This window comes from Micromonospora chokoriensis, assembly GCF_000718555.1.
Lineage (GTDB): Bacteria > Actinomycetota > Actinomycetes > Mycobacteriales > Micromonosporaceae > Micromonospora > Micromonospora chokoriensis_B.
On sequence record NZ_JOAN01000006.1, the window covers coordinates 252,388 to 279,223 of the forward strand.

At 70.9% G+C, this 26,836-nt stretch carries 21 protein-coding genes and 2 tRNA genes; 17 read left to right on the forward strand and 6 right to left on the reverse strand.

The window, feature by feature from the left end; translation table 11 throughout:
• Window positions 1–74 precede the first annotated feature (74 nt).
• From IF46_RS0111250 to IF46_RS0111265, 4 genes are all read left to right on the forward strand, one after another.
• A complete protein-coding gene (locus IF46_RS0111250; protein ID WP_030488258.1) occupies window positions 75–701 on the forward strand; it encodes a DsbA family protein in 627 nt (208 codons plus the stop codon).
• A 191-nt stretch (window positions 702–892) separates the two neighbouring features.
• Window positions 893–1,390, forward strand: coding sequence for a hypothetical protein (locus IF46_RS33240; protein ID WP_198041417.1), 498 nt, complete (start codon window positions 893–895; stop codon window positions 1,388–1,390).
• 89 nt (window positions 1,391–1,479) lie between these two features.
• Window positions 1,480–2,679, forward strand: a complete 1,200-nt coding sequence (locus IF46_RS0111260) for a DUF1015 family protein (RefSeq protein WP_030488260.1) — start codon at window positions 1,480–1,482, stop codon at window positions 2,677–2,679.
• Window positions 2,680–2,766: 87 nt separating this feature from the next.
• Window positions 2,767–3,234 (forward strand): ribose-5-phosphate isomerase, encoded by a 468-nt coding sequence (locus IF46_RS0111265; protein WP_030488261.1) that lies wholly within the window; start codon window positions 2,767–2,769, stop codon window positions 3,232–3,234.
• An 11-nt stretch (window positions 3,235–3,245) separates the two neighbouring features.
• Here the strand turns inward: IF46_RS0111265 and IF46_RS0111270 are convergent, their stop codons facing one another.
• Entirely contained in the window at window positions 3,246–3,587 is a 342-nt protein-coding gene (locus IF46_RS0111270; protein ID WP_030488262.1) for a hypothetical protein, read from the reverse strand.
• Between the two features lie 138 nt (window positions 3,588–3,725).
• Here IF46_RS0111270 and IF46_RS0111275 point away from each other — a divergent pair, with 138 nt between their 5' ends.
• Window positions 3,726–4,271, forward strand: coding sequence for a hypothetical protein (locus tag IF46_RS0111275; RefSeq protein WP_030488263.1), 546 nt, complete (start codon window positions 3,726–3,728; stop codon window positions 4,269–4,271).
• Window positions 4,272–4,442: 171 nt separating this feature from the next.
• Here IF46_RS0111275 and IF46_RS0111280 read toward each other — a convergent pair whose 3' ends face one another.
• Window positions 4,443–5,207, reverse strand: coding sequence for a class I SAM-dependent methyltransferase (locus IF46_RS0111280; RefSeq protein ID WP_030488264.1), 765 nt, complete (start codon window positions 5,205–5,207; stop codon window positions 4,443–4,445).
• Window positions 5,208–5,277: 70 nt separating this feature from the next.
• Here IF46_RS0111280 and IF46_RS0111285 point away from each other — a divergent pair, with 70 nt between their 5' ends.
• Genes IF46_RS0111285 through fxsT form a run of 3 tightly spaced genes read left to right on the forward strand, consistent with a single transcriptional unit; the run spans window position 5,278 to window position 9,908 of the window.
• Window positions 5,278–5,709, forward strand: coding sequence for a CU044_2847 family protein (locus IF46_RS0111285; RefSeq protein WP_157562897.1), 432 nt, complete (start codon window positions 5,278–5,280; stop codon window positions 5,707–5,709).
• Window positions 5,710–5,766: 57 nt separating this feature from the next.
• Window positions 5,767–6,711, forward strand: coding sequence for a trypsin-like peptidase domain-containing protein (locus IF46_RS0111290; RefSeq protein WP_157562899.1), 945 nt, complete (start codon window positions 5,767–5,769; stop codon window positions 6,709–6,711).
• On the forward strand, window positions 6,708–9,908 hold the full coding sequence (gene fxsT / locus IF46_RS0111295) for an FxSxx-COOH system tetratricopeptide repeat protein (RefSeq protein WP_157562901.1): 3,201 nt from the start codon (window positions 6,708–6,710) through the stop codon (window positions 9,906–9,908). The genes IF46_RS0111290 and fxsT overlap by 4 nt, the downstream gene beginning before the upstream one ends.
• A gap of 40 nt (window positions 9,909–9,948) precedes the next feature.
• Here the strand turns inward: fxsT and IF46_RS33245 are convergent, their stop codons facing one another.
• A complete protein-coding gene (locus IF46_RS33245) occupies window positions 9,949–11,049 on the reverse strand; it encodes an HEXXH motif domain-containing protein (RefSeq protein ID WP_051723840.1) in 1,101 nt (366 codons plus the stop codon).
• A gap of 86 nt (window positions 11,050–11,135) precedes the next feature.
• On the reverse strand, window positions 11,136–11,330 hold the full coding sequence (locus IF46_RS34760) for a hypothetical protein (RefSeq protein ID WP_198041419.1): 195 nt from the start codon (window positions 11,328–11,330) through the stop codon (window positions 11,136–11,138).
• Between the two features lie 280 nt (window positions 11,331–11,610).
• Between IF46_RS34760 and IF46_RS0111310 the strand changes: the two genes are divergently transcribed.
• Genes IF46_RS0111310 through IF46_RS0111320 form a run of 3 tightly spaced genes read left to right on the forward strand, consistent with a single transcriptional unit; the run spans window position 11,611 to window position 20,467 of the window.
• On the forward strand, window positions 11,611–18,615 hold the full coding sequence (locus tag IF46_RS0111310) for a non-ribosomal peptide synthetase/MFS transporter (protein ID WP_198041420.1): 7,005 nt from the start codon (window positions 11,611–11,613) through the stop codon (window positions 18,613–18,615).
• A 9-nt stretch (window positions 18,616–18,624) separates the two neighbouring features.
• Complete coding sequence (locus tag IF46_RS0111315) at window positions 18,625–19,536, forward strand: pyridoxal-phosphate dependent enzyme (protein ID WP_084597869.1); 912 nt, start codon at window positions 18,625–18,627, stop codon at window positions 19,534–19,536.
• A 25-nt stretch (window positions 19,537–19,561) separates the two neighbouring features.
• Window positions 19,562–20,467 carry a fatty acid desaturase family protein gene (locus IF46_RS0111320; RefSeq protein ID WP_030488271.1) on the forward strand — a complete coding sequence of 302 codons (906 nt, stop codon included), beginning with the start codon at window positions 19,562–19,564 and terminating at the stop codon, window positions 20,465–20,467.
• An 88-nt stretch (window positions 20,468–20,555) separates the two neighbouring features.
• Here IF46_RS0111320 and IF46_RS0111325 read toward each other — a convergent pair.
• Window positions 20,556–20,629: transfer RNA gene (locus tag IF46_RS0111325), tRNA-Gly, on the reverse strand.
• A gap of 272 nt (window positions 20,630–20,901) precedes the next feature.
• On the opposite strand from IF46_RS0111325, the gene IF46_RS0111330 reads away from it, so the two are divergent.
• The 6 genes from IF46_RS0111330 (at window position 20,902) to IF46_RS0111355 (ending at window position 26,432) form a co-directional block, all read left to right on the forward strand.
• Window positions 20,902–20,975: transfer RNA gene (locus IF46_RS0111330), tRNA-Pro, on the forward strand.
• A 138-nt stretch (window positions 20,976–21,113) separates the two neighbouring features.
• On the forward strand, window positions 21,114–22,454 hold the full coding sequence (gene tig, locus IF46_RS0111335) for a trigger factor (RefSeq protein ID WP_030488272.1): 1,341 nt from the start codon (window positions 21,114–21,116) through the stop codon (window positions 22,452–22,454).
• A gap of 196 nt (window positions 22,455–22,650) precedes the next feature.
• On the forward strand, window positions 22,651–23,292 hold the full coding sequence (locus tag IF46_RS0111340) for an ATP-dependent Clp protease proteolytic subunit (RefSeq protein WP_007464111.1): 642 nt from the start codon (window positions 22,651–22,653) through the stop codon (window positions 23,290–23,292).
• A 10-nt stretch (window positions 23,293–23,302) separates the two neighbouring features.
• On the forward strand, window positions 23,303–23,965 hold the full coding sequence (locus IF46_RS0111345; protein ID WP_030333536.1) for an ATP-dependent Clp protease proteolytic subunit: 663 nt from the start codon (window positions 23,303–23,305) through the stop codon (window positions 23,963–23,965).
• A 210-nt stretch (window positions 23,966–24,175) separates the two neighbouring features.
• Complete coding sequence (gene clpX, locus IF46_RS0111350; RefSeq protein WP_030488273.1) at window positions 24,176–25,471, forward strand: ATP-dependent Clp protease ATP-binding subunit ClpX; 1,296 nt, start codon at window positions 24,176–24,178, stop codon at window positions 25,469–25,471.
• Between the two features lie 163 nt (window positions 25,472–25,634).
• Window positions 25,635–26,432 carry a carbon-nitrogen hydrolase family protein gene (locus IF46_RS0111355; protein WP_030488274.1) on the forward strand — a complete coding sequence of 266 codons (798 nt, stop codon included), beginning with the start codon at window positions 25,635–25,637 and terminating at the stop codon, window positions 26,430–26,432.
• A gap of 3 nt (window positions 26,433–26,435) precedes the next feature.
• Here the strand turns inward: IF46_RS0111355 and IF46_RS0111360 are convergent, their stop codons facing one another.
• Window positions 26,436–26,660 (reverse strand): hypothetical protein, encoded by a 225-nt coding sequence (locus IF46_RS0111360; RefSeq protein ID WP_030488275.1) that lies wholly within the window; start codon window positions 26,658–26,660, stop codon window positions 26,436–26,438.
• Window positions 26,661–26,836 lie beyond the last annotated feature (176 nt).

The following is a 26,836-nucleotide window of genomic DNA, read 5'->3' on the forward strand; positions in this document are numbered from 1 at the left end:
GGTCGATGCGCTGCGGGGTGAAGATTTCCTGAGACGCCGACCGCCGGCGCCACCCGTCGCGAAGGGACCTCACCGTGACCGATCGTGTCACCGCCGACATGTGGTTCGACCCGGCCTGCCCATGGGCGTGGATCACCTCCCGCTGGCTGCTCGAGGTCGAGCAGGTCCGTGACGTGGACATCCGCTTCCACGTGATGAGCCTGGCCGTGCTCAACGACGGCCGGGACGAGCTGCCCGAGGAGTACAAGGAGTTCCTGAAGACCGCCTGGGGTCCGGTGCGGGTCTGCATCGCCGCCGAGCAGCGCTACGGCACCGACGTGTTGCGTCAGCTCTACACCGCGCTCGGCACCCGGATCCACCTGCACAAGCAGGAGCGGGGTCCGGAGCTTTACGTCGCCGCGCTCACCGACGCCGGCCTGGACCCGGCGTTGGCCGCGGCCGCCGACAGCACCGACTACGACGAGGCGCTGCGGGCCAGCCATGAGGCGGGCATGCGTCCGGTCGGGCAGGACGTGGGCACCCCGGTCGTGCACGCGCCCGGCCCGGACGGCACGCCTGTCGCGTTCTTCGGCCCGGTGATCACTCCGGCGCCGAAGGGGGAGGCCGCCGGCCGACTCTGGGACGGCGTGCTGTTGGTCGCCGGCACCCCGGGCTTCTACGAGCTCAAGCGCACCCGCGAGCAGGGCCCGATCTTCGACTGATCGGCGATCACCGCGCCCTCGTCCGTGCCGCAACAGCAGCTCGGACGGGGGCGCGTCGCGTCGGACGCCGAGTGCGGCGCCGAGGTCGCCGGGCGGTGGTGGCGTCACCGGGAGGCGGGCGGCGTCGTTTCCCTCGGTGTCCGCCGCAGCGACCCGCAGGGCCGCACCCGCAGTTCGTGGAGGCAATCCCGATGGCCAAGCACCGTGCGTCCGGTGACGATCAGCTGACCCGGCAGGGGGTGATCGAGTCTCCTGGCGCGGCCTACTGGTCCGTTGACGACTCCCGCTGGCCGACGCTCCGCCCGGACCTACCCGCCCACCTGGTGGATCTGCTCGCGCCGCCCATCGTGGTGGGCGTGGCCCGGGTCCCGGTGACCTCTCGGCTCACCCCGCCCGCGTCGGTCGATCCGCTGTCGGCGCTGGTGCCGGCAGCAGCGCCGACGCCGGCTGTGGCGGCGGCTCCGGCAGAACCCGCGCCCCCGCCGCCAGCGCCTCCGCGTCCGGTGCCGACGCCGCCGCTGAGTCCGCGGCCCGTGCCGGCACCGCCCCCGGACCGTCCCGTGCCGGGGCCGCCCGCGTCACCTCGCCGCGCCGTGAACACCGGGCCGATCGGGTCCGGTCGGCGGGGCAACGGTGGACCGGCGAGCGCGGGTAAGCACCGGCGGGGCACCTCCGACCGCGCTAGCTGACACTCCGGCCCCGGTCGGGCGCTTTCATCTGGTGGACGCCCCGCGGGTCCCCGTTGGCGGCGACACCGTCGCCGGTAGCGTCAGTGGGCATGACGGTCGTGCATCCGATCACCCGGGCCTGGGTCACCACTGGCGGCACCGGCGCGCAAAACTACGACGAGTTCGCCGACGACGCGGAGATCACCGCGATCATCGAGTCGAACCCGCACAGTGCCCTCGGCATCGAGATGCCGCACCGAGCTCCGCAGAGCCTGGGCAAGTCGTTCCTCGACGCGCTGCCGGACGCGGTGGCCCGCCTCACCGAGGCGAAGGCCGACGGCAGCTACACCCCCGCCGAGCAGGTGGTGGTGCTCTACCGGATCACCGCACCCGGCGAGGAGCCGGCGTACGGGCTGTTCGCGATGGTGGACACCGACCAGATCTCCACCCGGGCCGACGAGCCGGGTCTGGTAATCCGCAACGAGGACGTCTTCATCGCCAAGGTCCGCGAGCGGGTGGCGCTGGCCGACGCGCTGGGCCACCTGCTCTCACCCGTACTCCTGCTGCAGACCGGGCGTGGCGACGAGCTGCACGCCGCGCTCGCGTCGGCGACCGAGACGGCCGGCACGCCCGCCGCGACCGACACCGACCAGGCGGGGCGCACGCACGCCATCTGGCTGCTCGGCCCCGGCCCGGAGCAGGCCACGCTTACCGCGCTCGCCGGTGGCGGGGACCTGGTCGTCGCGGACGGCAACCACCGCAGCCTGGCCGCCCAGACCGGCGGGCTGCCGCGCTTCCTGGCCGTGGTCACGACCCCCGCGTCGGTGGCCATCCAGCCGTACAACCGGCTGGTCAGCGAGCTGACCACCACGCCGGCCGAGCTGCTCGACCGGCTGCGGGCCGCGGGCGCCGAGGTCGAGCCGATCGACGGCCCGGTCGAGGTTCCGGCGGCCGGCGGCACCGTGCACCTCCGCCTCGACGGCCAGGGGTACGCGGTGCGCCTGCCCGCCACGGCCTCCGCCCGCCTGGAGAACCTGGACCACGCTCTGGTCGAGCGGCTGGTGCTGCGCGACGCGCTCGGTCTGGACCCGGGCGACAAGCGGATCACCTACGTCGGCGGTGACTACCCGGCGAGTTGGCTCACCGGTGAGGTCGACGCCGGGCGGGCCGAGCTGGCCATCCTGATCGCGCCGGTGACCGTGGCGGATTTCGTCGCGGTCAACCTGGCCAGGGAGAAGATGCCCCGCAAGAGCACCTGGTTCACCCCCAAGGCGCGCGGCGGTCTGGTCGTCGCCGAGCTGCCGCGCTGAGCGCCACCCGCACGACCGTGTGACGAACTCGGCTCTCCGACGCCGCCCCCGCGACGTCGGAGAGCACGGCCTGACAGACTGCCCGGTATGCGCGTCTACCTGGGATCCGATCACGCCGGTTTCGAGTTGAAGGTGCACCTGGCCAACCACCTGGCCAAGCAGGGGTACGACGTCGTCGACGTCGGCCCGCACGGCTATGACCCGGACGACGACTACCCCACGTTCTGCCTGCACACCGGCGACCAGGTGGTGGCCGACGAGACGGGCCTCGGGGTGGTCATCGGTGGGTCCGGCAACGGCGAGCAGATCGCCGCGAACAAGGTCGCCGGCGTCCGCGCCGCGCTGGCCTGGAGCGTCGAGACCGCTCAGCTGGCCCGCGAGCACAACGACGCGAACGTCGTCGCGATCGGTGCCCGTCAGCACACGCTGGACGAGGCGACCGCCATCGTCGAGGCGTTCTTGAACACGCCGTTCTCCGGCAACGAGCGGCACGCCCGCCGGATCGCCCAGGTGGCCGAGTACGAGCGGACCCGGGAGCTGCCCGAGCTGCCCTGACGCGACGGCGCTCAGCGCGGCGAGCGGGGCAGCTCCTCGCGGGGCACCCAGTTTCGACGCACGACCACCACCCGGGCCTCCGCCTCGGCCAGGTCGTCGTCGTCGGGGCGGGCCGCGTCCCGGGCCCGCAGCGCGGCGCTCAGCCCCACCTGGGACGAGCCGGAACCGACCAGCCCACGGAGCCCTCGCTCGCCGTCGCGCTCGTCGCCGCCCGCACTCCTGCGACGCGGCGGCGGGTCGTCACCGTCGTGCACGCCCGCTGTGCTGACCGTTGGGCCATCGGCGCCCGGCCGGGCCGGCTCGGTGTCGGCGTGGTGGCGCAGCCGTCGCCGTCGTCGGTCGGGGTCACCCATCAGCCGACCGTACCCTGCCCGGGATGATCCGGCAGCGTTGTGTGGCCTCGCGTGCCGGCCGGGGTCGGCGACCGATTTGCCGGCTGGCTACCCTCGAATCCAGGCGGTGCTGTTGCCGTCGGTCAGGGGGAGGACGAGATGGCAGACCAGACGCAGCCGTGGGCGGAGCGGACCGTGGAGGTGCCACCGCAGGCCGGCGTCGGGGTGCCGCCGCAGCGCGACGGGTTCCGCCGGGGTGTCGCTGCGGTGGGTCAGCCGCGCAGCCCGCGGACCGAGCCGTTCCCGGTGGTCGAGCACGAGCCGACCGGCACCGGCTGGCCCGGCGAGCCGGCTGCACGCCGTTCGCTGAGCTCGCGGATGGCGCAGCTACGTGTCGGCGGCGAGTGGAGCGCGGCGGGCGGGCTCTTCGCGTTCGTCTGCTGGGGGATCTGGGCTCTGTCCGGCCAGGGTGACCTGAGCGGCCCGCTGCTGGTGTTGGTGCTCAGCCTGCTGGTGGCGGTCGGCCTTTTCGCCCTGTTCCGGCTGGTCGGCAGGTTGGTGCTGGAGCGGCAGCTCGGTCGGGTCCGGCGCAGCGCACGAGGTGCCCACCTGGCGACGGCGGTGTTCCTCGCCGGCCTCGGTGTGGCGTGGCTCCAGCAGACCGAGTGGGTCGTCTCGGCCTGGAACTGGATCTCCTCGAACTGATCCCGGGGAACGCCGGGCGGGCGGCCGTGGGCCGCCCGCCCGTGCGCCCGGTCGCGGCACGCCGCGACACCGGTCGTCTCCCCACCAGGCAAGGTTGCCGCTTACCCGGCCGGCCGCAGTTCATCCGTGGCCGACGGGTACCAGTTCGGGGACCAGCCCCACAGCATCGTCTCAGCGCTGGGGTTTGTGGGCCCGGACCAGGATGCGCTGCGCGTGTGCCACGAACGGCCCATGGCTGCGGATGTGGTCGTGCAGATCGGCGAGGCGGGCCCGGTAGCGGTCCACGGTGAAGTCCGGCACCGTCCAGATGACCTTGCGGAGGAAGTGCACCACGGCCGCGACGTCGTTGAAGGTGGTCGGCAGCGCCTCGTGCCGCAGCTCGTCGATGACCAGGCCGGCGGCCTGTGCGTCGGCGGCGGCGCGGGCCGGGCTGCGTTCGTCGCCGACCTGCCGGGGCCCGGTGAGGAACTCGGCAAGTTCCCGGTTCGACCCGGGGCCGATCTGCTGGGCCAGGTAGCGCCCGCCGGGCGTGAGGACCCGCGCGATCTCGTCCCAGAGCACGACATTTGGGTGCCGGCTCACCACCAGGTCGAACGTCTCGTCGGGAAACGGGAACGGAGCGTCCTCGGCGACGTCGACCACCCGTACGCCGCGCGGTTCGAGCGCGCGCCGGGCCAGCTGGAGGTTGGGCGGCCAGTGCTCGGTGGCCACGGTCACCGGTGGAAATGCGGGCACCTCGGAGAGCACCTCGCCGCCGCCGGTCTGGATGTCCAGTGCGGCGCGGGCCACCCTCATCTGGGCTGCCATGAGTTTCAAATATCCCCAGGACGGACGCTGTTCTGTCGCGCGGCCGTGAAACCAGGAGAAGTCCCAACCGTCGACGGATGCGTTAGCGCCTTCGCGGAGGAGATCCTCGAAGGTTGCCGTGTCCTGCATTCCGCCAGGCTGACAGGCCGCTGTCCGGATGGCAAGCAGAAGTGTCCCGTGTCGGCGCAGGGTGCACCCAATGACTGCTGTCAGTGATCTGACACCGATTCCGAACGATCTTTCGGTGAGAATTTGTCGCGTGGCGGATCTCCTTCGTTTCGAGACTGATCAGGGTGTCATCCTCGTCGAGGAGCACGTTGGCACCGATCTGGAACGGGTCGGTCTGCTCGATCGGATCCGCCCCGCCCGGCAAACGCTGGAAATGGCGCTGGCCCAAGTCAAGCCCGCGCTCGACGGGGCGCTGGGCGTGGTCCGGGGGATGTCGGTGCGCCCCGATCAGGTGGAGGTCGAGATCGGCGTAACCCTCACCGCGGAGGCCGGCGCCGTCGTCGCCCGCACCAGCGCGCAGGGCCACCTCAAGGTCAAGCTGATCTGGACCACGGGCGTCACCGCGATGTCGTCGCCGGGTGCGGACGAGTCCGGTTCGGCGGAGAATGTCGCGAATGGCTGACCGCAGCGCCGGCCACCGACCACCAACCGTCCGGGTCGAGTGGTCGGCGGAGCGCGGATGACCGGCACCCGGTCGCTCGCGGGCCGGGTGCGGGTACTCGGCGGGCGCTCCCCGTCGGTCGTCGGCGCGGGCGTCCAGTTGACCGCCGACCTGGTGCTGACCTGCTGGCATGTCGTCGACGACGGCACTGGGCCGGACCAGCCCGGGTTGCTCGTCGACACACCGAGCAGCCCAGGATCGCCGGTCGCCGCCGAGGTGACGTGGTCCCGGAGTGTCGGCCCGGCGGGCGACGGTGACCTGGCGGTCCTGCGCTGCGCCACACCGCTGCCCTCCACCCCCGCCACCCTGGCCGATCGCGGCGACGACGAGTTCGACGTGCGGATCGTGGGCTTCCCGGCGAACACCCCGGCGTCGGTCCTGGTGCTGGCGCGGGCCGTCGGCCCGGTCGACGCCAGCACCGGTTGGCGCCAACTCGATCGAATCTCCTCCGCCACGGCGGCGATCGACCGCGGGTTCAGTGGTGCCGGGGTGTACGCCTCGGATGGCGCTGTGGTGGGCATGGTGCTGGCCAGGACGAGCGTCGGCCAGCAGTTGGTCGGCTGGATGCTGCCGGTCGGGCAGTGGCCGGCCCTGCTGCCGCCCGGCCTGCTGCCGGCCGTTGCCCGCAGGACCCCCCGGCCGGCACCCGCACCACTCTCGTTCGCGCAGAAGATGGCGCTGGCCCGTCTGCTGGAGGAAATCCCCGTACTCCGACACCCCGACAGTCGTCAATTGGTCATTCAGTCGCTGCCGCCGCACATCAGTCGGATGGTGAAACCATTCGGACCACTGGGTCTCGACATGTTCGGACTGATTCGGACGGGCTTAGAATACGAGGATGGGATCGCGGCTCTCTATCGCGTCCTGCTGTTGACGGAAGGGTCCCGGAGTACGCCACTGCGGGCCTTCCGTGACCTTGCCGAGAGCCTCGGACTCCTGACCGGTACGGAGGACAATCGGTGACGACGCCCCGGATGCCGAGCGCCCAGGTGCAAGCCATCTGCGACGCGCTGCTGTCGATGAGTTCGATAAATGACGGCGACACCCGTTCGCTCTACCTCGATGAGGTGGAGGGGGAGCTGCGCAAGCGACTGTCGGTGCACCGGCACTCCGAGGTCCGCTACGACGTCTACCGCATCGTGCGCGCCTGCGCGCAGGAGCCCCGGGGCCTGGCGATGCTGTTGGAGGTCATCGCCAACTTCCATCCGGGCGCCGCCGCGGTCACCCTCGCCCAGCAGGTCTACCTCTCCTGGCTCCTCGCGCAGGTGCTCACGGACGTCCCGGCCGAGGTGTTGACCACGGCCGTCACGGCCGTCGCGGATCGGCCGTTGTCGCAGGAGGATCTGCCCGCGCTCGTGGACGCCGTCGGCTGGCAGCCGGTGGGTGACTGGCAGGTTCCCGCCGCGGTGGCGCTGGCGGGTTTGGTCCTCGCCGGCCTGGAGTCGGACGGGCGGCCGTTGGAGCAGTGGTTGCGGGATGCGGCGGCGGCCCTGCGGCTCACCACCGCCGACCTCGACGATGTGCGCGTGGCTGCGAAGGCGCACTGGACGTCGATACGATCCCCGCACCAGGCGGCACCGGCCGAGGCCGGTGGAGAGGAACCTGAATCCGACATGCGCAGGACGATCATCATCGAGGAGACGACGCCCCAGCGATCCCGCACTCTCATCCGGGGCGGCGTCCCACCGCGCAACCTGTACTTCACCGGCCGGGAGAAGCAGCTCGTCGAACTCGACGAACTGCTCTCCTCGCAGCACCGGGCCTCGGTGCTGCCGGAAGCGGCACTGCGCGGTGTCGGTGGGGTCGGCAAGACCCAGCTCGCGGTCGAGTTCGCCTACCGGTACGCGGACCGTTACCAGTTGATCTGGTGGATGGCTGCCGAGGATCTCAGCGCCCTGCGTACCTCGATCGCGGCGCTCGGCGAGCGGCTCGGCCTGGCGGCGAGCACCAGCCTGGAGCAGACCGTGCGGACGGTGCTCGACTCCCTGTCGACGAGTTCGCTCAGTTGGCTGCTGGTCTACGACAACGCCGACGACCCGCACGAGCTGGCGCCGCTCATGCCCTCGTCCAACCTCGTCGGCGAGCGCGGCCACATCCTCGTCACGTCACGGAACATGGCCTGGTCGGCGAGCGCCCTGACCCTGGATGTCGATGTGTTCACCCGGGCCGAGAGCGTGGAGCTCCTGCTCAAGCGGCGTCCGGCGACCACCGCCGACGACGCCCGCCGACTCGCCGCGGAGCTGGGTGACCTGCCGCTCGCCCTGGAACAGGCCGCCAGTTGGCTGCTCACCATGCTCTCGTCGGTCGACGAATACCTCGTCGACCTCAAGGAGCACGCCCGGGAGTTGCTGGGTGAGGGCCAGCCCCGGCAGTACCGGGGCACCGTGTTGACTGTGGTGTCGATGGCGCTCGCCGCGGTGCGCGAGCAGAATCTCGCCGCCGCGCAGCTGATCCAGATGCTGGCCTTCCTCAGCCCCGACCCGATCCCGATGCGCCTGCTCTGGGAGGGGCGGCGTGCCGGGTTGGACGAACCGCTGCGCACCAGCCTGCAGGAGCGCAACGACATCGCCCGGGCGATTCGGCAACTGGCGTCGCTTGGGCTCGCAAAGGCGGACAACGCCGGCCGGCACGTGCAGGTGCACCGGTTGGTGCAGGCGGTCCTCCGGGAGGGGCTCGCCGAGCAGGGCGACGACAGCGCGCTGACGAACGCCCGCCGGCTGCTGGCCGCCGCCAACCCGGGCTTCCCGGACGACCGGAGCACGTGGCCACGCCATGCCGACATCGCGCCGCACGTCCGCGTCGCCGGCCTGATCCACGGTGACCTCGACGCCCGCCGGACGGCGATGGACCAACTGCGCTACATCTACAACCTGGGCGACTTCGAAGGCTGCCGGGACTTCGCGGAGGAGATCCTGGCCGCCTGGGACCAGCCCGGCCCAGAAGGCGAACGTAGTGGCGATCCGCTGACCCTGCTGGCGATGCGCCGGTACGCGGACGCCCTGCGGCTGCTCGCCGACCCGCGTGCGGCCGCGTTCGGCCTGGAGGCGCTGGAGCGGATGCGGACGAGCCTCGGTGAGGAGCACGAGTACACCCTGGGTGCGGCGAACAGCGTCGGCGCGGACCTGCGGCGGATCGGCGACTTCGCGGCCGCCGCCGACCTGGACCAGCGCAACCTCGACGTGCACCGCCGGGTGCTCGGCGACGGGCATCCGAGCACGCTGCGGGTGATGAACTCGATGGCGATCAACCTTCGTCTGATCGGCGACTTCGAAGGGGCGTACGCGCTCAACCTCGAAGTGGAACGGCATGCCGGCGCGACCCCGGAGGACGGCACCTACCCGCTGGTGCTGGCCCAGGAGGCCCAGGCACGCGACCTCTACCTCCTGGGCCGGTACGCCGACGCGCTGGAGTTGCTGGACAGGTCCCTGCCGGTGCAGCGGGCGCTGTTGGGCGAGGAGCACCTCACCGTGCTGCGCGCCACCTGCATCCACATCGCCTGCCTCCGCAAGACCGGTCGGCTCGACGCCGCCGTGGCCGAGGGCGCGGCCAACTACCGGCTGGTGACCCGCCGCTTCGGGACCGACCATGTGCTCGCTGCGGAGGCGGCCATGACCTGCGCCAACGCCATGCGCGCCGCGGGCGACGCCACCCACGCGTATGCCCTGGCCGCCCAGGGGCACGCCACCTTCCGCGCCGCCTTCGGGGAGCGGCACCCGGTCACGCTCTGCGCGGCGGTCAACCTCGGGGTGATCCTGCGGGCCCGCAACTTCGACCGCGAGGCGCGGGAGTTGGGTGCAGCCACCTTGCAGGCGATGGGCGAGGCGCTGCCGCCCACCCACCCGTACCTGCTGAGCGCCCGTTCCGCGCAGGCGATCAACCTGGTCCGGTCGCACCGGCTGGAGCAGGCGCAGGTGCTCTCCGAGGCGATCCTTGAGGACTCCCGCCGGCTGCGCGGGCCTGCGCATCCGTACACGCTCTACTGTGCGGTCAACGCGGCGGTCGACCTGATCGAGGTGGGCGAGGAGGCGCGGGGCCGCGAGCTGCTCGACAGCGCTGCCGCAGGGCTGGAGGCGTTGTTCGGGCCGGACCATCCGGAGGTGGACGCCGCCCGGGGTCAGCGGCGCATCGAGTGCGACATCGAAACCGTCGGGCTGACCTGACACCTCGCGCACGGGCGGTGCCATGCGGCGGCCCGGGAGTTCATCCCGTGCTGATCGTCCGTCGGCTCGCCCGCTCCGCCTCGGCCACCTCCCGCCGCCCGGCGGCGACCGCGGCGGCCGGGATCGGCACGTCGGTCAGGTGGCTGATCCGTTCGGCCAGGTGATCTGTCCACAGTCGCCCGGCCGAGGTGAGGCTTCCAACCCGCGCGAACTCCACGCGTGCGCGTTCCAGCTGCGCCCGCACCAGCGCAAACCGCGCGGTGGCCTGGACCGCCAGGCCCGGATGCGCGCGCAGCGCGGCCCACACCTCGGCGACGGCCGTGAAGGCGTACGTGCCGTGCAGCAGCCCGCCGATCGGGCGCGGGTCGGGACGCCAGGGCGCGAAGTACCGCGCGGGATCTGTCGGTTCGTGGAGCTGAACCAGGCTGAGGACGGCGTTGAACTTGCTGTGTTGCAGCTCGTGCACCATCGTCACGGCCAGTTCCACCGGGTCGAGGTCGGCGTCGGCGGCGAATGCCCCGAAGCCGTCGGCGTGCGTGATGCTGTGCCCGCGCCCGGTGCCGCCCGCCAGCGGCACAAACGTGCTGATCCCGGCGGCCATCTCGGCGGCATGCTCCGGGGCGTACGCGACGAGCAGGTGCCAGGCGTGCCCGACGGACCGTTCCAGGTCGGCGGCGCGCTGTGGGGGGAGCCGGGCGGCGACCGGTCGCCCGAAGCAGTCGCGGTAGGGGTCCAGGTCGTCGACGCGCAGGTCGAGGGTGACCGACTGGTCAGTGAAGCGCCACCAGCGGGCGGGTGTCCAGTGCCGCCCAGTTAGGTCGGCCGGCGTCATCGGCGTCCCGCCGCCGCGTCGGCGCAGCACCCCGAGCCCTGGCACGGGCACCAGCCCTCGGTACGGGGTTATCGGTACCGCCGCGTCCGACCAGCCGGTGAGGGCGGCCGCCGCGAGCGCCGCGAACGGGAGGTAGTCCGGTCGGCCGGTGGTGCCGTGCCGGACGCGGTCGACCGCCCAGACAGCCAGCCACGGATGATCGAGCAGCACGTCCACCGCGTCGGGGTCGAGGCGGTGGGCCTGGCCCAGCAGGTGCGCCGACGCCGCCAGGGCGTCGTCGGTGCCGGCGAGGCTCTTCAGGACGAGCATCGTGCGATTACGTTGGGCACGCCGCAGACCGCGGATGGAGGCCGGATCCGCCCGGCCGTCGGCCAGTCGGGTGAACTCCGACCGGGTCAGGTGGAGTCGGCTCCGGGGTCGAGGAAGCTGTTCCAACCGGCCAGTGTCGTCTGCCGGGGACTCTTCAGCGTCGCGACCAGTTCCTCGATCCATCGGGCTAGTTCCGGATCCTCGTCGCGTAGCAGGTGGCTCAGGCCCTGCGTCAACACGTCGACCACAACGAGGTGATCAGGTGTGGGTTGCTCAGTCATCGATGTCCCGGGTTGGCGCAGGCGTGCTGACATGAAAGCACGTCTACGTCTGTGATCACCATCGGCTTAGCGCCCGTCACCGCCCTCGACATGGCGGGTACGTTGTCGCGCCTTGGAGTTTGCGGGATTCGAGCCACACCCTTGGCGTATCCGGACAGGTGAAGATATCCGGAATTTCGAGGCCGGCCTTTTAGCTCATGATTCGGGCAGCGTTCACGTTCACCGATGGCAGTTCCCCCTAACCTTTGGCGCGAAGTTGATCGCTAAAGGAAGAGGTCCCGTGAGTCAGGCAATCGACGGTCGCCACATCACGCTGGACAGCGTCTGTCCGGATGGGATCTGGGCGGCCATCGCCGAGCGGGCGAGCCATTCTCCCGCTGCCATCGCGCTGGTGGAGCAGTCGGCCGAGGTGACGTACGCGGCTCTGGTGGAGCAGGTCGAGGCCCTGTCGGTCGAGCTGGTCAGCGCAGGTGTCGGCAGTGGAGACCTGGTCGGTATCCGGCTGCCCCGCAGTCGCGAGGCGATCATCGCGATCCTCGCGGTCCTCCGGACCGGAGCGGGCTACGTACCGCTGGACCCGGCGTATCCGGCGGACCGGATCCGGTTGATGCTCGCCGAGGCCTGCCCCCGCGTGGTGATCGACGACGACGGGGTGTCGTCGTTGCCCGACGCGCAGCGGTCGACCTCGGACACCGCGTACCTCATCTTCACGTCCGGATCCACCGGTCGCCCCAAGGGTGTGCTGGTGCCACGCGCGGCACTGACCAGCTTCTGCGATGCCGCCGTCACCAGGTACGAGCTGACCAGCGCCGACCGGATGTTGCAGTTCGCCTCGCTCAGCTTCGACGCCAGCGTCGAGGAGCTCTTTCCGCCGCTTGTCAGCGGGGCCACAGTGGTTCTCCGCGACGACGACATGATCAGCCGGCCGGACCTCTTCCTGGACCGGTGCGCGGCCCTCGGCATCACCGTCCTCGACCTCCCGACCGCGTACTGGCACGAACTGGCGGCCGCCCTGGTGCGGGGCGAGGCCAGCCTTCCCGCGACGGTTCGGCTGGTCATCATCGGGGGCGAGGCCGCCCGAGCCGACCTGGTCCGTGGCTGGCAGGCGGTGGCCGGCAGCACGGTGCGGCTGCTCAACACCTACGGGCCGACCGAGACGACAGTGGTCGCCACGGCCGCCGACCTGACCTCGTGGACCGGTGACGTGGTGCCGATCGGGTACCCGTTGAACGGGGTCACCTGCCGCATCGTCGACGACTCCGGCGCCCAGGCGGAGGTCGGCGAGTTGCTGATCGGTGGTGCCAGCGTGGCGACCGGCTACCTGCACCAGCCGGACCTCACCGCGGACCGGTTCCGTCCCGGGCCGGATGGCCGGCCGGAGTACCGGACCGGCGACCGGGTCCGCCGCGGCGCCGACGGCGCCCTGGAGTTCCTCGGCCGCGCCGACGACCAGGTGAAGATCCGCGGCTTCCGCATCGAGTTGGGCGAGATCGAGACCGCGTTGCGCGACGTCGCGCACGTCACCGACGCGGTCGTCCTGGTGGAGGACCGCGACGGGCAGCAGCGTCTGGTCGGTCACGTCGTGGCCCATGCCACAGTGGACCTTTCGGCGGTACGCGCGGATCTCGCCAGCCGGCTGCCGGCCTACCTGATCCCCGCCGTGCTGACCCGACACGACTCGTTCCCCATCACCGCGCAGGGGAAGGTCGACCGACGGGCGTTGGCGGCGAGCGTCGACGAGTCACCGGCTGTCATGGCGGCCGGGCTGACGCCGGCACAGGCCGAGGTGGCAACGTTGTGGGGCACCCTGCTCGGCGTCGGCGCGGTACGTCCCGACGACGACTTCCTCGCCCTCGGTGGCAGTTCCCTCGCCGCGATCCGGTTGATCGGCGCCCTGCGGCAGCGCCACGGGGTGAACCTCACGCTCAGCGAGCTGTACGCCGCGCCGACGCTCGCCGCGATCGCCGCGCTGCTCCCCGCGTCGTCGGACCCCGACGCTACGCCGATCGACGCTGCACCCGCCGACGTCTCGCCCTCCCTGAGCCCCCTGCAACGGGACTTCTGGGTGGCCGAACGGATCTGTGCCGCCCTGCCCGCGCACACCCTGGGCGCCCGCTTCCGCTGGGACGGCCGGATCGACGCCGACGCCCTGACTCGCGGCCTGCGCGAGTTGGCCCGCCGTCATCCGTTGCTGCGGGCCCGCTTCCCCGACGACGGGGCCGAACCGCGCCTGGTCATCGACGCGGACGCGGTGATCCCGCTCTCCGAGGCACCCCGGACCGCGTCCGTCGACGCCATCGCCGTCGAGAAGTTCGACCTGGCCAACGGGCCGCTGGCCCGTGCTGTGCTGGTCCGCACCGGCAGCGACGACGAACTCGTCCTGCTGATCCACCACCTGGTGTACGACGGCTGGTCGGGCACCGTCATCGCAGGCGAACTGGCCGCGCTCTACCAGGCGGCGGTGCGCCAACCAGAGCTCGACGCGGACCTCAGCGCGGCCGCGGGGTTGCCCCGCCCGGCCGCCGTGCCCGACCTGGCCAGCCGGTACGCCGCCGCGAAGGCCGACACGACACTGACGGCGTACTGGCAGAGCCGTTTCGACGACGCCGACCTGGACCTGGAGTTGCCGGCGGACCGGCCACGCCCGGTGGTCCGCTCCTTCGCCTCGGACCGGATCAGCCGTCGACTCGACCCGGCGCTGCTGCGGCGGCTGACCGAGTGCGGCCAGGCGTACCAGGCGAGCCTGTTCATGGTGGTGCTCGCCGGCCTGCAGACGGTGCTGGGCCGCTACACCGGGCGCAGCGACATCACGATCCTCTCCCCGGTGGCCGGCCGGACCAGCCCGGAGCTGGAGGGTGTGGTCGGGCCGCTGCTGAACATCCTCCCGCTGCGCGGCGACCTCGCCGGTGACCCGTCCTTCGCGGAACTGCTCGGCCGGGTCCGACAGGCCGTCCTCAGCGACCTGGACCACCAGGGCCTCGCCCTGCCCGACCTGATCGACGCGTTGCGGCGGCCCGGCAGCGGCAACCGCAACCGGCTCAGCCCGGTCGTGCTGACCGTGCACAACGTGCCGGAGGCCGAGCATCCCGGCGTACGGCACGCGGGGGAGCTGCCGCCGGCCGCGACCCTGGTGGACCTCTCGGTCAGCCTCGACTTTCCGGTCGACGGCCCGGTGCTCAACATCGACTACGCCACCGAACTCTTCGACGCGGCCCGCGTCGAGGCGTTGCTCGGTCACCTGCTCACCCTGCTCGACGCCGCAGCCGACGCACCACAGCAGACGGTGGGCCGGCTCGCCCTGCTCAGCGCCGACGAGCAGCAGCGGATCGTGCACGGGTGGAACGACAGCGCGATCCCGGTGCCCGACGCGACCGCCCTGCATCAGCTCTTCGAGCGGCAGGTCGCGGCCACCCCGGATGCGCCCGCGCTGACCTTCCGGGACACCACGATCAGTTACGGCGAGCTGAACGGCCGCGCCAATCAGCTGGCCCGCCGGCTGCGCGCCGAGGGCGTACGGCCGGGTGACCGGGTGGCCATCTGCCTCGACCGGGGCATCGACCTGTTCGCCGCCATGTGGGCCGTGCTCAAGGCCGGCGGGGCGTACGTGCCGCTGGACCCGGCGTACCCCCCGGAGCGCCTCGACTACATGCGCCAGGACAGCCGGGCCGTGGTCTTCGTCGACGACGAGTACCTGCGCGGCCCACTGCCGACCGACCGGACCGACCTGCCGCTGGTCAACTCGGGCACCGACGCCGCGTACGTCATCTACACCTCCGGCTCGTCGGGGAAGGCCAAGGGCGTCGTCGTCAACCACGGCAACCTGGTCCACGCCGCGGCCATGTGGCAGCACGCGTACCACCTGGAACCCGGGTGGACCTACCAGCAGGCGGCCAGCTTCTCCTTCGACATGTTCGTGGGGGAGACCCTGCGGGCACACTGCACCGGCGGTCGGCTGGTCGTCGTACCCCGGGAGACCCTCCTCGACCCGGCCGACCTCTACGCGCTGATGCGCTCCGAGCAGGTCCAGTGCACCGAGCTGGTCCCGGCGGTGTTGCGCAACCTGCTCGCGTACGCCGACCAGACCGGGCAGCGCCTGGACTTCGTGCGCCTGCTCATCGGCGGCGGCGAGAAGTGGCACGTGCGGGAGTACGAGCTGGCCCGCCGCCTGGTCGGAGGAGACAACCGGGTGGTCAACGCGTACGGCGTCACCGAGGTCACCGTCGACAACGTCTACTTCGACGGCCCTGTCGATCACCTCGCCGACGAGGCGCCGCTGCCGATCGGCCGCCCATTCCCGAACAACCGGGTCTACGTGCTGGACGCGCACCGCCAGCCGGTGCCGCCCGGGGTCGTGGGCGAGCTGTACCTGGGCGGGCTGGGCGTGGCGCCCGGCTACCACGACCGCCCCGAGCTGACCGCCGATCGCTTCGTCCCCGACCCGTACGCCCCGGAGCCGGACGCCCGGATGTACCGGACCGGCGACTCGGCCCGCTACCACCTCGGCGGCGACGTCGACTTCCTCGGTCGCCTCGACGACCAGGTCAAGGTGAACGGCTACCGGGTGGAGCTGGGTGAGGTCGAGGCAGCCCTCGGCGCGCTACCGAACGTCACCGCGTGCGCCGTCGCGGTGCACCCGCTGCCGTCCGGCGTCGCCCAGCTCGTCGGCTACGTCGTACCCCGTTTGGGTGAGCCGGTGGACGAGGTGGCGATCCGCGACGCGCTCGCCACCACGTTGCCCGTGCACATGGTTCCGGCTCGGCTGGTGAGCCTGCCGGCGCTGCCGCTGACCCCGAACGGAAAGCTCGACCGGCGGCGGCTGCCCGCACCCACGAACGCGAGCGCCGACGCTGCCGGTACGGCCGCGCGGACTCCGTTGGAACGGCAGATCGCGGCCGTGTGGTCCGAGGTGCTCGGCATCGCCGAGATCACCATCGACGACAGCTTCTTCGCCCTCGGCGGTGACTCGTTCGCCGCCCTGCGGGTCATCCGGCGCATCGAGCCCGCCCCGGCCCTGCTCGACCTCTACCAGCACCCGACCGTGCGTCGACTCGCCGCGGCGCTGCACGACCGCGATCCGGACGCGCTCGCCGAGCGCACGCTGCTGCACCGGCTGACGCCGTCGGACGCCGACCTGTCCACCGGTGGCGTCACGGTGGTGGCCGTGCCGTACTCCGGGGGCAGCGCGATCGCCTACCAGCCGCTCGCCGCCGCCCTCCCGTCGAACTGGGCGTTGCAGGCGGTGGAGATGCCCGGCCACGACCACTCCCGGCCGGACGAGGACCTGCTGCCGGCGCAGACCGTGGCGGGCCTCGTCCTGGCCGAGCTGCGCAACATCGACGGGCCGATCCTGCTGTACGGCCACTGCCTGGGCGTCGCGGTGACCGTCGAACTCGCGCGGCAGGCCGAGGAGGCGGGGGTGCCGCTGGTCGGCGTGGCGCTGGGCGCCGGGTTCCCCACGGCTCGGCTCCCCGGTCGCTTCTTCGACTGGTTCTACCGCCTGGTGCCCACCGACCGCTTCACCTCCGATCGGGAGTACCTCGCGTACCTGCGCGGACGCGGCGGCTTCACCGACGTGGCCGACCCGGCCCAGGAGGCGTTCGTCCTGCGCAACGTGCGGCACGACGCCCGCGACGCCGAGGAGTACTTCACAGCGGCGTACCAGCGCGATCCCGACCCGCTGCGTACGCCGGTGCTCGCCGTCGTCGGCTCCCGGGACCGGGTGACCGAGCACTACCAGGAACGCCACCAGGAGTGGGGACATTTCGCCGACGAGGTGGACCTGGCCGTCCTGCCCAAGGCTGGCCACTTCTTCGTCAAGAGCCACGCGGAGCCGCTCGCGCAGGCACTCGTGTCGTTCGTCGAGCCCGCCGCGCCGACCGTGCGTGACGAGGCGCCGGAGCCCACGCCCAAGCGCGGTGCCGCCGAGCCCAGTCTGTCGCGGTTCGCGCTTGTCGCACTGGGCCAACTGGTGTCCATGATCGGCAGCGGTCTGAGTGCCCTCGTACTCAGCATCTGGGTCTTCCAGCGGACCGGGTCGATCACCGACTTCGCCGTGGTGAACGCGGTCGGTCTGTTGCCCGGCATTCTCGTCGGGCCGATCGCCGGGGCCGTCGCCGACCGGTGGAACCGGCGCACCGTCATGCTCGCCAGCGACGGCGCCTCGGCGGCGGCGATGGCGGCGCTCGCCGCGGTCGTGTTCTCCGGGGGTGGTCTGGAGCTCTGGCACGTCTACCTCGCGGTGTCGGTGACGTCTCTGGCCGGGGCCTTCCAGCGGCCCGCCTATCTCGCCGCGGTCGCCCAACTCGTGCCGAAGCGGTACCTGGGGCACGCCAACGGCATCAGCCAGCTCGGGGTCAGCATCGGCCTGGTCTTCGCCCCCATGCTCGGCGCCGGGCTGGTCGGGCTGATCGGCGTGCCGGGCGTCATCGCGATCGACATGGGCACGTTCGCCGTCGGTGTGCTCACCCTGCTGGCGGTCCGCTTCCCGGATCTGATGTTCCACCGCCGGGAGGAGACCTTCCGCACCGAGGTCACCGCCGGTTGGCGGTACATCACCCGCCGGCCGGGGCTGCGCGCCGCGTTGCGGTTCTTCGTCATCGACCACGCCTTCTACACCCTCGGCTTCGCCGTGATCACGCCGATGCTGCTGATCGAGCAGAGCCCCGCGGTGCTCGGCCTCGCCCTGGGCGCCGGCGGTCTCGGTGGGCTGGTGGGCAGCCTGACCATGGGTCTGTGGGGCGGCACCGCCCGACGGGCCAACGGCCTGATCATCTTCATGGGCATCGGCAGCCTGGCCATGGCCATCGTCGGCCTCGGCAACGCGCCGATCCTCGTGGTGGCCGGGATGTTCCTGGTGACCTTCGGTGAGTCCCTCGCCGAGGGGCACTGGATCGCCCTGGTGCAGACGAAGGTCGGCTTCGAACTCCAGGGACGGGTCCTGTCGATCTTCATCACGGTGATGATGCTGACGATGCCGATCGGCTACCTGATCGTCGGACCGCTCGCCGAACGCTACGTCCAGCCGCTGCTCGAACCGGGTGGTGCGCTCGCCGGCTCCGTCGGCCACCTGCTCGGCACCGGCCCCGGACGCGGGCTCGCCCTGCTGGTCGTCGTCAGCGGGCTGCTGCAACTGGCCTGGGCCGTACGCGGCTGGTTCACCCCCCGCCTACGCCTGCTCGAAGACCACCTCCCCGACGCCCTGCCCCCCGCCGAGATCGGCTCGCGTGACGAACTCCAGCGCGAAGCCGACGCCCTGCTCATCGCCGCCGCCCCGCTCACCCGCTAAGGAAACCTCGTGTCCACCCAAGTTCTGCCCGCGGCGCCCGTCGACGCGTACGGCACGCCCCTCATCGACGCCGGGGAACTCGTGCCCGGCACCCGTGTCCTGATCAAGGACGAGACCCGTTACGCCTCCGGAAGCCACAAGGAGCCCGCAGCCCGCGCGGTGGTGGCCCGCGCGGCGGCCGACGGCTACCGCCGGGTCGTCATCGCCACCTGTGGCAACTACGGCAGGGCCATGGCGATGGCCAGCTCCGCCGCTCAGATGGCCTGCACTGTGGTGCTCCCGACCGGCTGGAGTGACGGCGGCGCATTCATGCGGGCCGCCGGGGCCGACGTGCACCTCGTACCGGGTAGCTACGAGGACGCCGTCGACGAGTCCCGCCGCCTCGCGCTTGACGAGGGCTCGATCGACGGCAACGTCGACGGCCCGTACGTCGATGCCGTCTTCGCCGGTCACGGCGTCGTCGCCCACGCCCTGCACCGGGCGCTTCCCGAGCCGCCGACGGCGCTGTGGATCCCGGTCGGCAACGGCACGACGATCATCGCGGTGCACCGGCAGCTACGCGCGCTCGGGTGGTCGGTGCCCATCCACGGTGTCGGCTCTGCCGGCAACAACCCGGTCGTCACCTGCTGGCCCGGGCCGTACCAGATGCTGCCACCGGACGGCGTCGCCACCACCGACCACAACCAGCCGCTGGTCAACTGGCACGCCCTGCAGGGGCCGGAGGCGATGGACGCGGTCGCCGCGACCGGTGGCCTCGTGCACGGCGCCGACGACGACGAGCTTCTGCACGCGCAGACGCTGCTCGCCGAGCACGGCGCCCACCCCACCGCCGCCGGGTCGGTCGCGCTCGCCGGGCTGCTCCGCCACGCCCGCACCACATCTCTCACCGGCACCCACGTCGTGCTGCTCAGCGGGCGCTGAGCACGCCCCACTACGGAGATCCCCCATGACAACCGTGGCACCCCCCATGCTGCTGTTCGCCCGAGCACGTACCTCCGTCGTCGACGAACGGGTCTTCATCGCCAAGCTGGCCGTGCTGACCGTCCTCACCGCCCTCGGCGGCGTGCTCGCCCTGCGCCCCGAACCCCTCGCCATAGTCGTCGGCGTGGTGCTGCTGGCCGCCATGTACACCCACGCGGTCGAGCTGCAACACCAGGCCCTGCACCACTCGGCGTTCCGGGCGTCCTGGCCGCACCGGCTCGTCGGGGTGCCCCTCGGCCTGCCGATGTTCGTGGTCTACAGCCACTACCGGGTCCGGCACCTGCAACACCACCGGTTCCTCGGCACACCACAGGACACCGAGTTCTTCGGCTTCGACACCCGCGTGCCGTTGACCCTGGGCATGCTGCTGCGCGGGTTGTTCGACTACTCGCGGCTGGCGCACGTCGGCCGCGACGTCGTCCGGGCGGCGACGGGTCGCTGGCGCTACGAGTTCGGCGAGATCAGCCCGACGATGCGTCGCCGGGTCGTCACCGAGCACGTGATCCTCGGCGCCACGGTGGTCCTCGTGGCCGTCCTGGCCGCAGCCGGCTACCACGAGCAGGTCCTCCGGTTGTGGTTGCTGCCCCTCCTGCTCGCGGTGCCGGCGCACTTCCTGGTGGAGCTTCCGGAACACGTGCTCTGCGACACCGACAGCACGGACGTGCTGCGCAACACCCGCTCGATCCGTGGCAGTTGGTTCAGCACCTGGTTCACCAACGGCAACAACCTGCACATCGAGCACCACGCGGCGATGAACGTGCCGATCAGCCAACTGCCGGCCCGACACCCCGAGACGATCCGGTACGCCGAGCACGTGGAGGAGACGTACCTCGACTTCTACCGCCGGCTGTGGCGGGCCGTACGCCGCTGAATGGCACGCGGATACCCGGACGGTCGAAGCTGGGGGAGAAGCGGAAGGCCCAGGTGCCGCGAACGCGGTCTGCCTGGGCCTTCGTGCGTGGAGCGGGCGACGAGAATCGAACTCGCGTAGTCAGTTTGGAAGACTGAAGCTCTACCATTGAGCTACGCCCGCGTTGCACCCCGCCGAAACGGGACGCGCCTACAGCGTACCCAATGCCGTTGCCCGACGCGTAACCGCGCCACCGCCCCGCGGTGGCCGCCCGGTCCCCAGCGCCGCGTCACAGCACCCAAGATTCGCGCCGTGAGGCCCCCACATCCCTGAAACTGTGCGGATCTTGACGCCCGAAGCGTGGGGTGGAATGGTAGCTTTTGGGAGTTCTATCCGGGTGGAGGATGCCCCGGCACCGACTGAGGCGTGGCGACGGCATAGACTGCACGTCGCCACGGGGTGTGGCGCAGCTTGGTAGCGCACTCGCTTTGGGAGCGAGGGGCCGTGGGTTCAAATCCCGCCACCCCGACTGTCGTCCGCGACCGGGCCGCTCCGGGTGCCGCCCAGTGCGGCTCCCGGGCGATGCCGGAGCGTCAGGCCGGCTCGCCTACACTCGATGGGCTGAATCACGCCCAGACTCAACTGAGATCCGTCAAGGAGTACGCCTGTGAAGAGCACCGTCGAGACTCTGAGCCCGACGCGCGTGCGGCTCGCCATCGAGGTGCCGTTCGTCGAGCTCGAGCCGAGCCTCAAGAAGGCGTACCGGGAGATCGGTTCGCAGGTCCAGGTTCCGGGCTTCCGCCGGGGCAAGGTGCCGACCGCGGTGATCGACCAGCGGGTGGGCCGGGGCACCGTCCTCAACGAGGCGGTCCAGGAGGCCATCCCGGAGAACATCCTCGCCGCGGTGCGCGAGCACGACCTGAAGACGCTGGGGCGCCCCGAGGTCGAGATCACCGAGTTCAACGATGGTGACTCGCTGAACTTCACCGCCGAGGTCGACGTTCGTCCGGAGATCACCATTCCGGACGCCGCCACCATCGAGGTCACCGTCGACGAGCTGCAGATCGACGAGAGCGAGATCGACGAGCAGGTGAAGAACCTGCGGGAGCGTTTCGCCACCCTCAAGACCGTCGAGCGGGCCGCCGCCGAGGGCGACTACGTCCAGATCGACCTGAACGCCACCGTCGACGGCGAGGACGTGCCGGGCGGCCAGGCGAGCAACATCTCCCACGAGGTGGGCAGCAAGCAGCTCCTGCCGGGCCTCGACGAGGCCGTGGTCGGCCTCGCCGCCGGCGACGACACCACCTTCACCACCCAGCTGGTCGGCGGCGACTTCGCCGGTCGCGACGCCGAGGTGGCGGTGACCGTGCGCACGGTCAAGGAGAAGGAGCTGCCGGAGCTGAACGACGAGTTCGCCCAGATGGCGAGCGAGTTCGACACGATCGAGGAGCTGCGCGGCGACCTGCGGGCCCGGGTCAACCAGGGCAAGCAGGTCGAGCAGATCTACGCCGCTCGGGACAAGGCCCTCGCCCAGCTGGTCGAGGCCGCCGAGATCCCGGCCCCGGAGGGTGTCGTCCGCGAGGAGGTCGCGAGCCGCAAGCAGGCGATGATCGACCAGCTCGAGCGGATCGGCGCCTCCCTGGAGGAGTACCTCGCGGCCGAGGAGAAGACCGAGGAGCAGATCGACGCCGAGCTGACCGAGGCGGCGACCGAGGGCGTCAAGGTTCAGCTCCTGCTGGACACGCTGGCCGACGCGGAGGACGTGCAGGTCTCCGACGACGAGTTCGGGCACGAGATCGTGCACCGGGCGCAGCGTGCCGGGATGGCCCCGCAGCAGTACTACGACCAGCTGGTGCGCTCCGGCGCGGCGGCTGCGGTCTTCGGCGACGTGCGGCGGGGCAAGGCGCTCGCTGCCGTCATGGAGAAGATCACGATCAAGGACTCGGCCGGCAACGAGGTCACCCTCGACGCGCTGCGTGCCGCCAACGAGGCAGAGCACAACCACTGATCGTCGGGTGCGGCCGCCGTCCGCCGCTGAGCGGCAGACGGCGGCCGTTTCCCTTTCCGGGGTACGGCCCGGAAGCCCGCGCCGCGGGTACGCCCGACATAGCTGCGCTGAGAGCGAACACTGCCCCGACCGGGACTCTGCCGCCCCGCACAGCGGTTACTGTCGGGAAAGACGGTACGGAGAGCGAAGGGCTGCCATGACCGACATGCACATCCCCAAGAAGTCGCTCCGGGCGATTGACGCGCGCGGTGGCGACTCCATTGGCAACCTCGACGACTCGGTCTACAACCGGTTGCTCAAGGAACGCATCATCTTCCTGGGCAGTGAGGTGACCGACCAGGTCGCCAACCGCATCTGCGCGCAGCTGCTGCTGCTCGCCGCGGAGGACCCGGACCGCGACATCAACCTGTGGATCAACTCGCCGGGTGGCTCGGTCTACTCCGGCATGGCGATCTACGACACCATGCAGTTCATCGACAACGACGTGTCGACCGTGGCGATGGGCATGGCTGCCTCGATGGGTCAGCTGCTGCTCTGCGCGGGCACCAAGGGCAAGCGGTACGCCCTGCCCCACGCACGGATCATGATGCACCAGCCGTCCGGTGGTCTGGGCGGCACGGCATCCGACATCGCCATCCAGGCGGAGCAGATGCTCTACACGAAGCGGATGTTCCAGGAGCGGGTCGCGCACCACACCGGCCAGAGCCAGTCGCAGATCGAGGCCGACTCGGACCGGGACCGTTGGTTCACCGCCCAGGAGGCCATGGACTACGGCTTCATCGACAAGGTGATCATCGGAGCCGCTCAGGTTCCGGATGGCGCCGGGACCCTGAGCTGAGGAGCTGACGATGACCGATCTGAGCCTGCCGCCCCAGTTCGCGGCCGTGCACAACCGTTACGTGCTGCCGTCGTTCGTCGAGCGCACGTCGTACGGGGTCAAGGAATCCAACCCGTACAACAAGCTCTTCGAGGACCGGATCATCTTCCTCGGCGTCCAGGTGGACGACGCGTCGGCCAACGACGTGATGGCCCAGCTGCTGACGCTCGAGGGCACCGATCCGGACCGCGACATCATCATGTACATCAACTCGCCGGGTGGCTCATTCACCGCCATGACGGCGATCTACGACACCATGCAGTACGTCCGTCCGGACATCTCGACGGTCTGCCTCGGGCAGGCGGCCAGCGCGGCGGCGGTGCTGCTCTCGGCGGGCACCCCGGGTAAGCGGATGGCTCTGCCGAACTCGCGGATCATCATCCACCAGCCGGCCACCGAGGGCGGCTACGGGCAGGGCTCGGACATCGAGATCCAGGCCCGGGAGATCCTGCGGATGCGTACGCAGCTGGAGGACATGCTGTCCCGCCACTGCAACCGCCCGATCGAGCAGGTCCGCAAGGACATCGACCGTGACAAGATCATGACGGCCGAGGAGTCCAAGGAGTATGGGCTGGTCGACACGATCCTGACCAGTCGCAAGAAGGGTCTGCTGGCGGCCAACGCCGCCCGCTGAGCAGCATCGGGTCAGAGGTTGGCCGGGGCTTTCGTTCCCGGCCGACCTCTGACACACCCGTTTTGGGGGTCGGAGAATGCCTCGCCAGCGGGTAACGTCGGGTCCGTACCGCTTCGCCGCTTGAGCCGGCGGGGCGAACTAAGCCGGGCGGCACGCAGCGTCCGCAGGTCAGGGCCGGGTCTCCGGCCGATGAGTGCAGGGAGAACGTAGGTGGCACGGATCGGTGACGGCGGCGACCTACTGAAATGCTCCTTCTGCGGCAAGTCGCAGAAGCAGGTCAAGAAGCTCATCGCGGGCCCAGGGGTCTACATCTGCGACGAGTGCATCGATCTCTGCAACGAGATCATCGAAGAGGAGTTGGCCGAGTCCGGCGAGGTGAAGTGGGAAGAGCTTCCCAAGCCGATGGAGATCTGCCAGTTCCTCGACACCTACGTGGTGGGTCAGGATCAGGCCAAGAAGGCGCTCGCCGTCGCGGTCTACAACCACTACAAGCGGATCCAGGCTGAGGCGGCGGGCGCGCCGGGCTCCGGCAATGACGCCGTCGAGCTGGCCAAGTCCAACATCCTGCTGCTCGGCCCGACAGGGTGCGGCAAGACCCACCTGGCGCAGACCCTCGCCCGGATGTTGAACGTTCCGTTCGCCATCGCCGACGCCACCGCCCTGACCGAGGCGGGCTACGTCGGTGAGGACGTGGAGAACATTCTCCTCAAGCTGATCCAGGCCGCCGACTACGACATCAAGCGCGCCGAGACCGGCATCATCTACATCGACGAGGTCGACAAGATCGCCCGTAAGTCGGAAAATCCGTCGATCACGCGAGACGTCTCCGGTGAGGGCGTGCAGCAGGCCCTGCTCAAGATGCTTGAGGGCACGGTGGCCAACGTGCCGCCGCAGGGTGGCCGCAAGCACCCACACCAGGAGTTCATCCAGATCGACACCACGAACGTGCTGTTCATCTGCGGTGGCGCGTTCGCCGGCCTCGATCAGATCATCGAGTCCCGCACCGGGCAGGGCGGCACCGGCTTCGGCGCTCGGCTCCGATCGGTGTCCGAGCGGTCGACAGATGACATCTTCAGCCAGGTCATGCCGGAAGACATGCTCAAGTTCGGGCTCATCCCCGAGTTCGTCGGCCGGCTGCCGGTGATCACCAACGTGCGCAGCCTGGACCGCAGCGCCCTCGTGCGCATCCTCACCGAGCCGCGCAACGCCCTGGTTCGGCAGTACCAGCGCCTGTTCGAGCTGGACGGTGTCGAGCTCGAGTTCGACGAGCCGGCGCTGGAAGCCATCGCCGACCAGGCGATGCTGCGGGGCACCGGTGCCCGTGGTCTGCGGGCCATCATCGAGGAGGTTCTGCTCTCCGCGATGTACGAGGTGCCGAGCAATCCCGACGCCGCTCGGGTGCTGATCACCCGCGAGGTTGTCCTGGAGAACGTCAACCCGACGATCGTGCCGCGTGAGTTCACCGGGCGTCGGGCCCGGCGGGACCGCGAAGAGAAGTCCGCCTGATCCTCCGCACCGTCACGCCGGCCGCTCAGTCCTGATGCGGCCGGCGTGATCGTGTTCGGCGGGTGCCGCCGGCCACCAGCCGGGCATCGTGGCCGCGTTCCAGCCGGCGCTGGTCGAACTTTGACGCTGTCCGCGTGCGGCCTTCCAGCCGTACCCTTGGCTCATGCGTGTCGCCGTCTGCCAGCTGAACGCCCGGGACGACCGTAAGGCCAATCTGGCGGCCGCGGAGGCCCTACTTGAGCGCGCCGCCGCCGGCGGCGCGGATCTCGCCGTCCTCCCGGAGTACGTCGACTACCTCGGTCCCGCCGCCGGGCTGCCGCAACCGGAGCCGGTGGACGGGGAAGTGGGCAGCTTCTTCGCCGGGATCGCCCGGCGGCTCGGGATCTGGCTGGTGGCCGGTTCGTTCCATGAGGCCGGCCCGGACCCGGAACACACCTGGAACACGTCGCTTGTCTTCGACCGTTCCGGCAGTCTGGCCGCGAGCTATCGCAAGATCCACCTGTACGACGTGGAGATCCCCGGTCGGGTCTCCTACCGGGAGTCGGCGAGTGTCGCGCCTGGGGTCCAACCGGTGGTGGTCGACGTCGAGGGCCTGCGGGTTGGCCTGTCGATCTGCTACGACCTGCGCTTCCCGGAGCTGTACCGGCTGCTCGCCACCGATGGCGGCGCGCAGTTGCTTGTGGTTCCGGCCGCATTCATGATGCACACCGGGCGGGACCACTGGGAGGTCCTGCTGCGGGCCCGGGCGATCGAGAACCAGTGCTTCGTGGCGGCAGCCGGCCAGACCGGCGACCACGAGCCGGGTCGCACCTGCTTCGGCCGCAGCATGGTGGTCGACCCGTGGGGGACGATCATCGCCCAGGTGCCGGACGGTCCGGGGGTCTCCGTCGTCGACCTGGACCTCGACCGGCTCGCAACGGTCCGTGCCGAGCTGCCCAGCCTGGCCAACCGCCGGCTTTGAGCCTCAGCCCTCCAGCAGGACGCCGATCACCGCGAACCCGGCGATGGCCGCCGCGGTGACCAGCAGGGCCGTGGTCATCCGGGACTTACCCCGGCGGGCCAGTCGTCCCACCGAGAGCACGAGTACGACAAGCACGACCGCACCGATCACCACCTGCCAGAACGGCCCGATGAGGCCGAGTAGCGCCTCCTCGGCGAACACCCTGGCCCCGTGCCCGGACTCATCCATGACTGACACTCTGGCACGTCGAGGCGGCCCACGTCCTCGGCTGGGCCGGGGGCGGTTGCGTGATCGTGGCCCGAACCAGTGATGAACCCTGATTTGCCTTCGCTGGGCTGTCCGCGTAACTTTCTCTCTGCACGGGGGAGGCCGGACAAACGGGCTGAGAACGGGCGCCAGGCTCG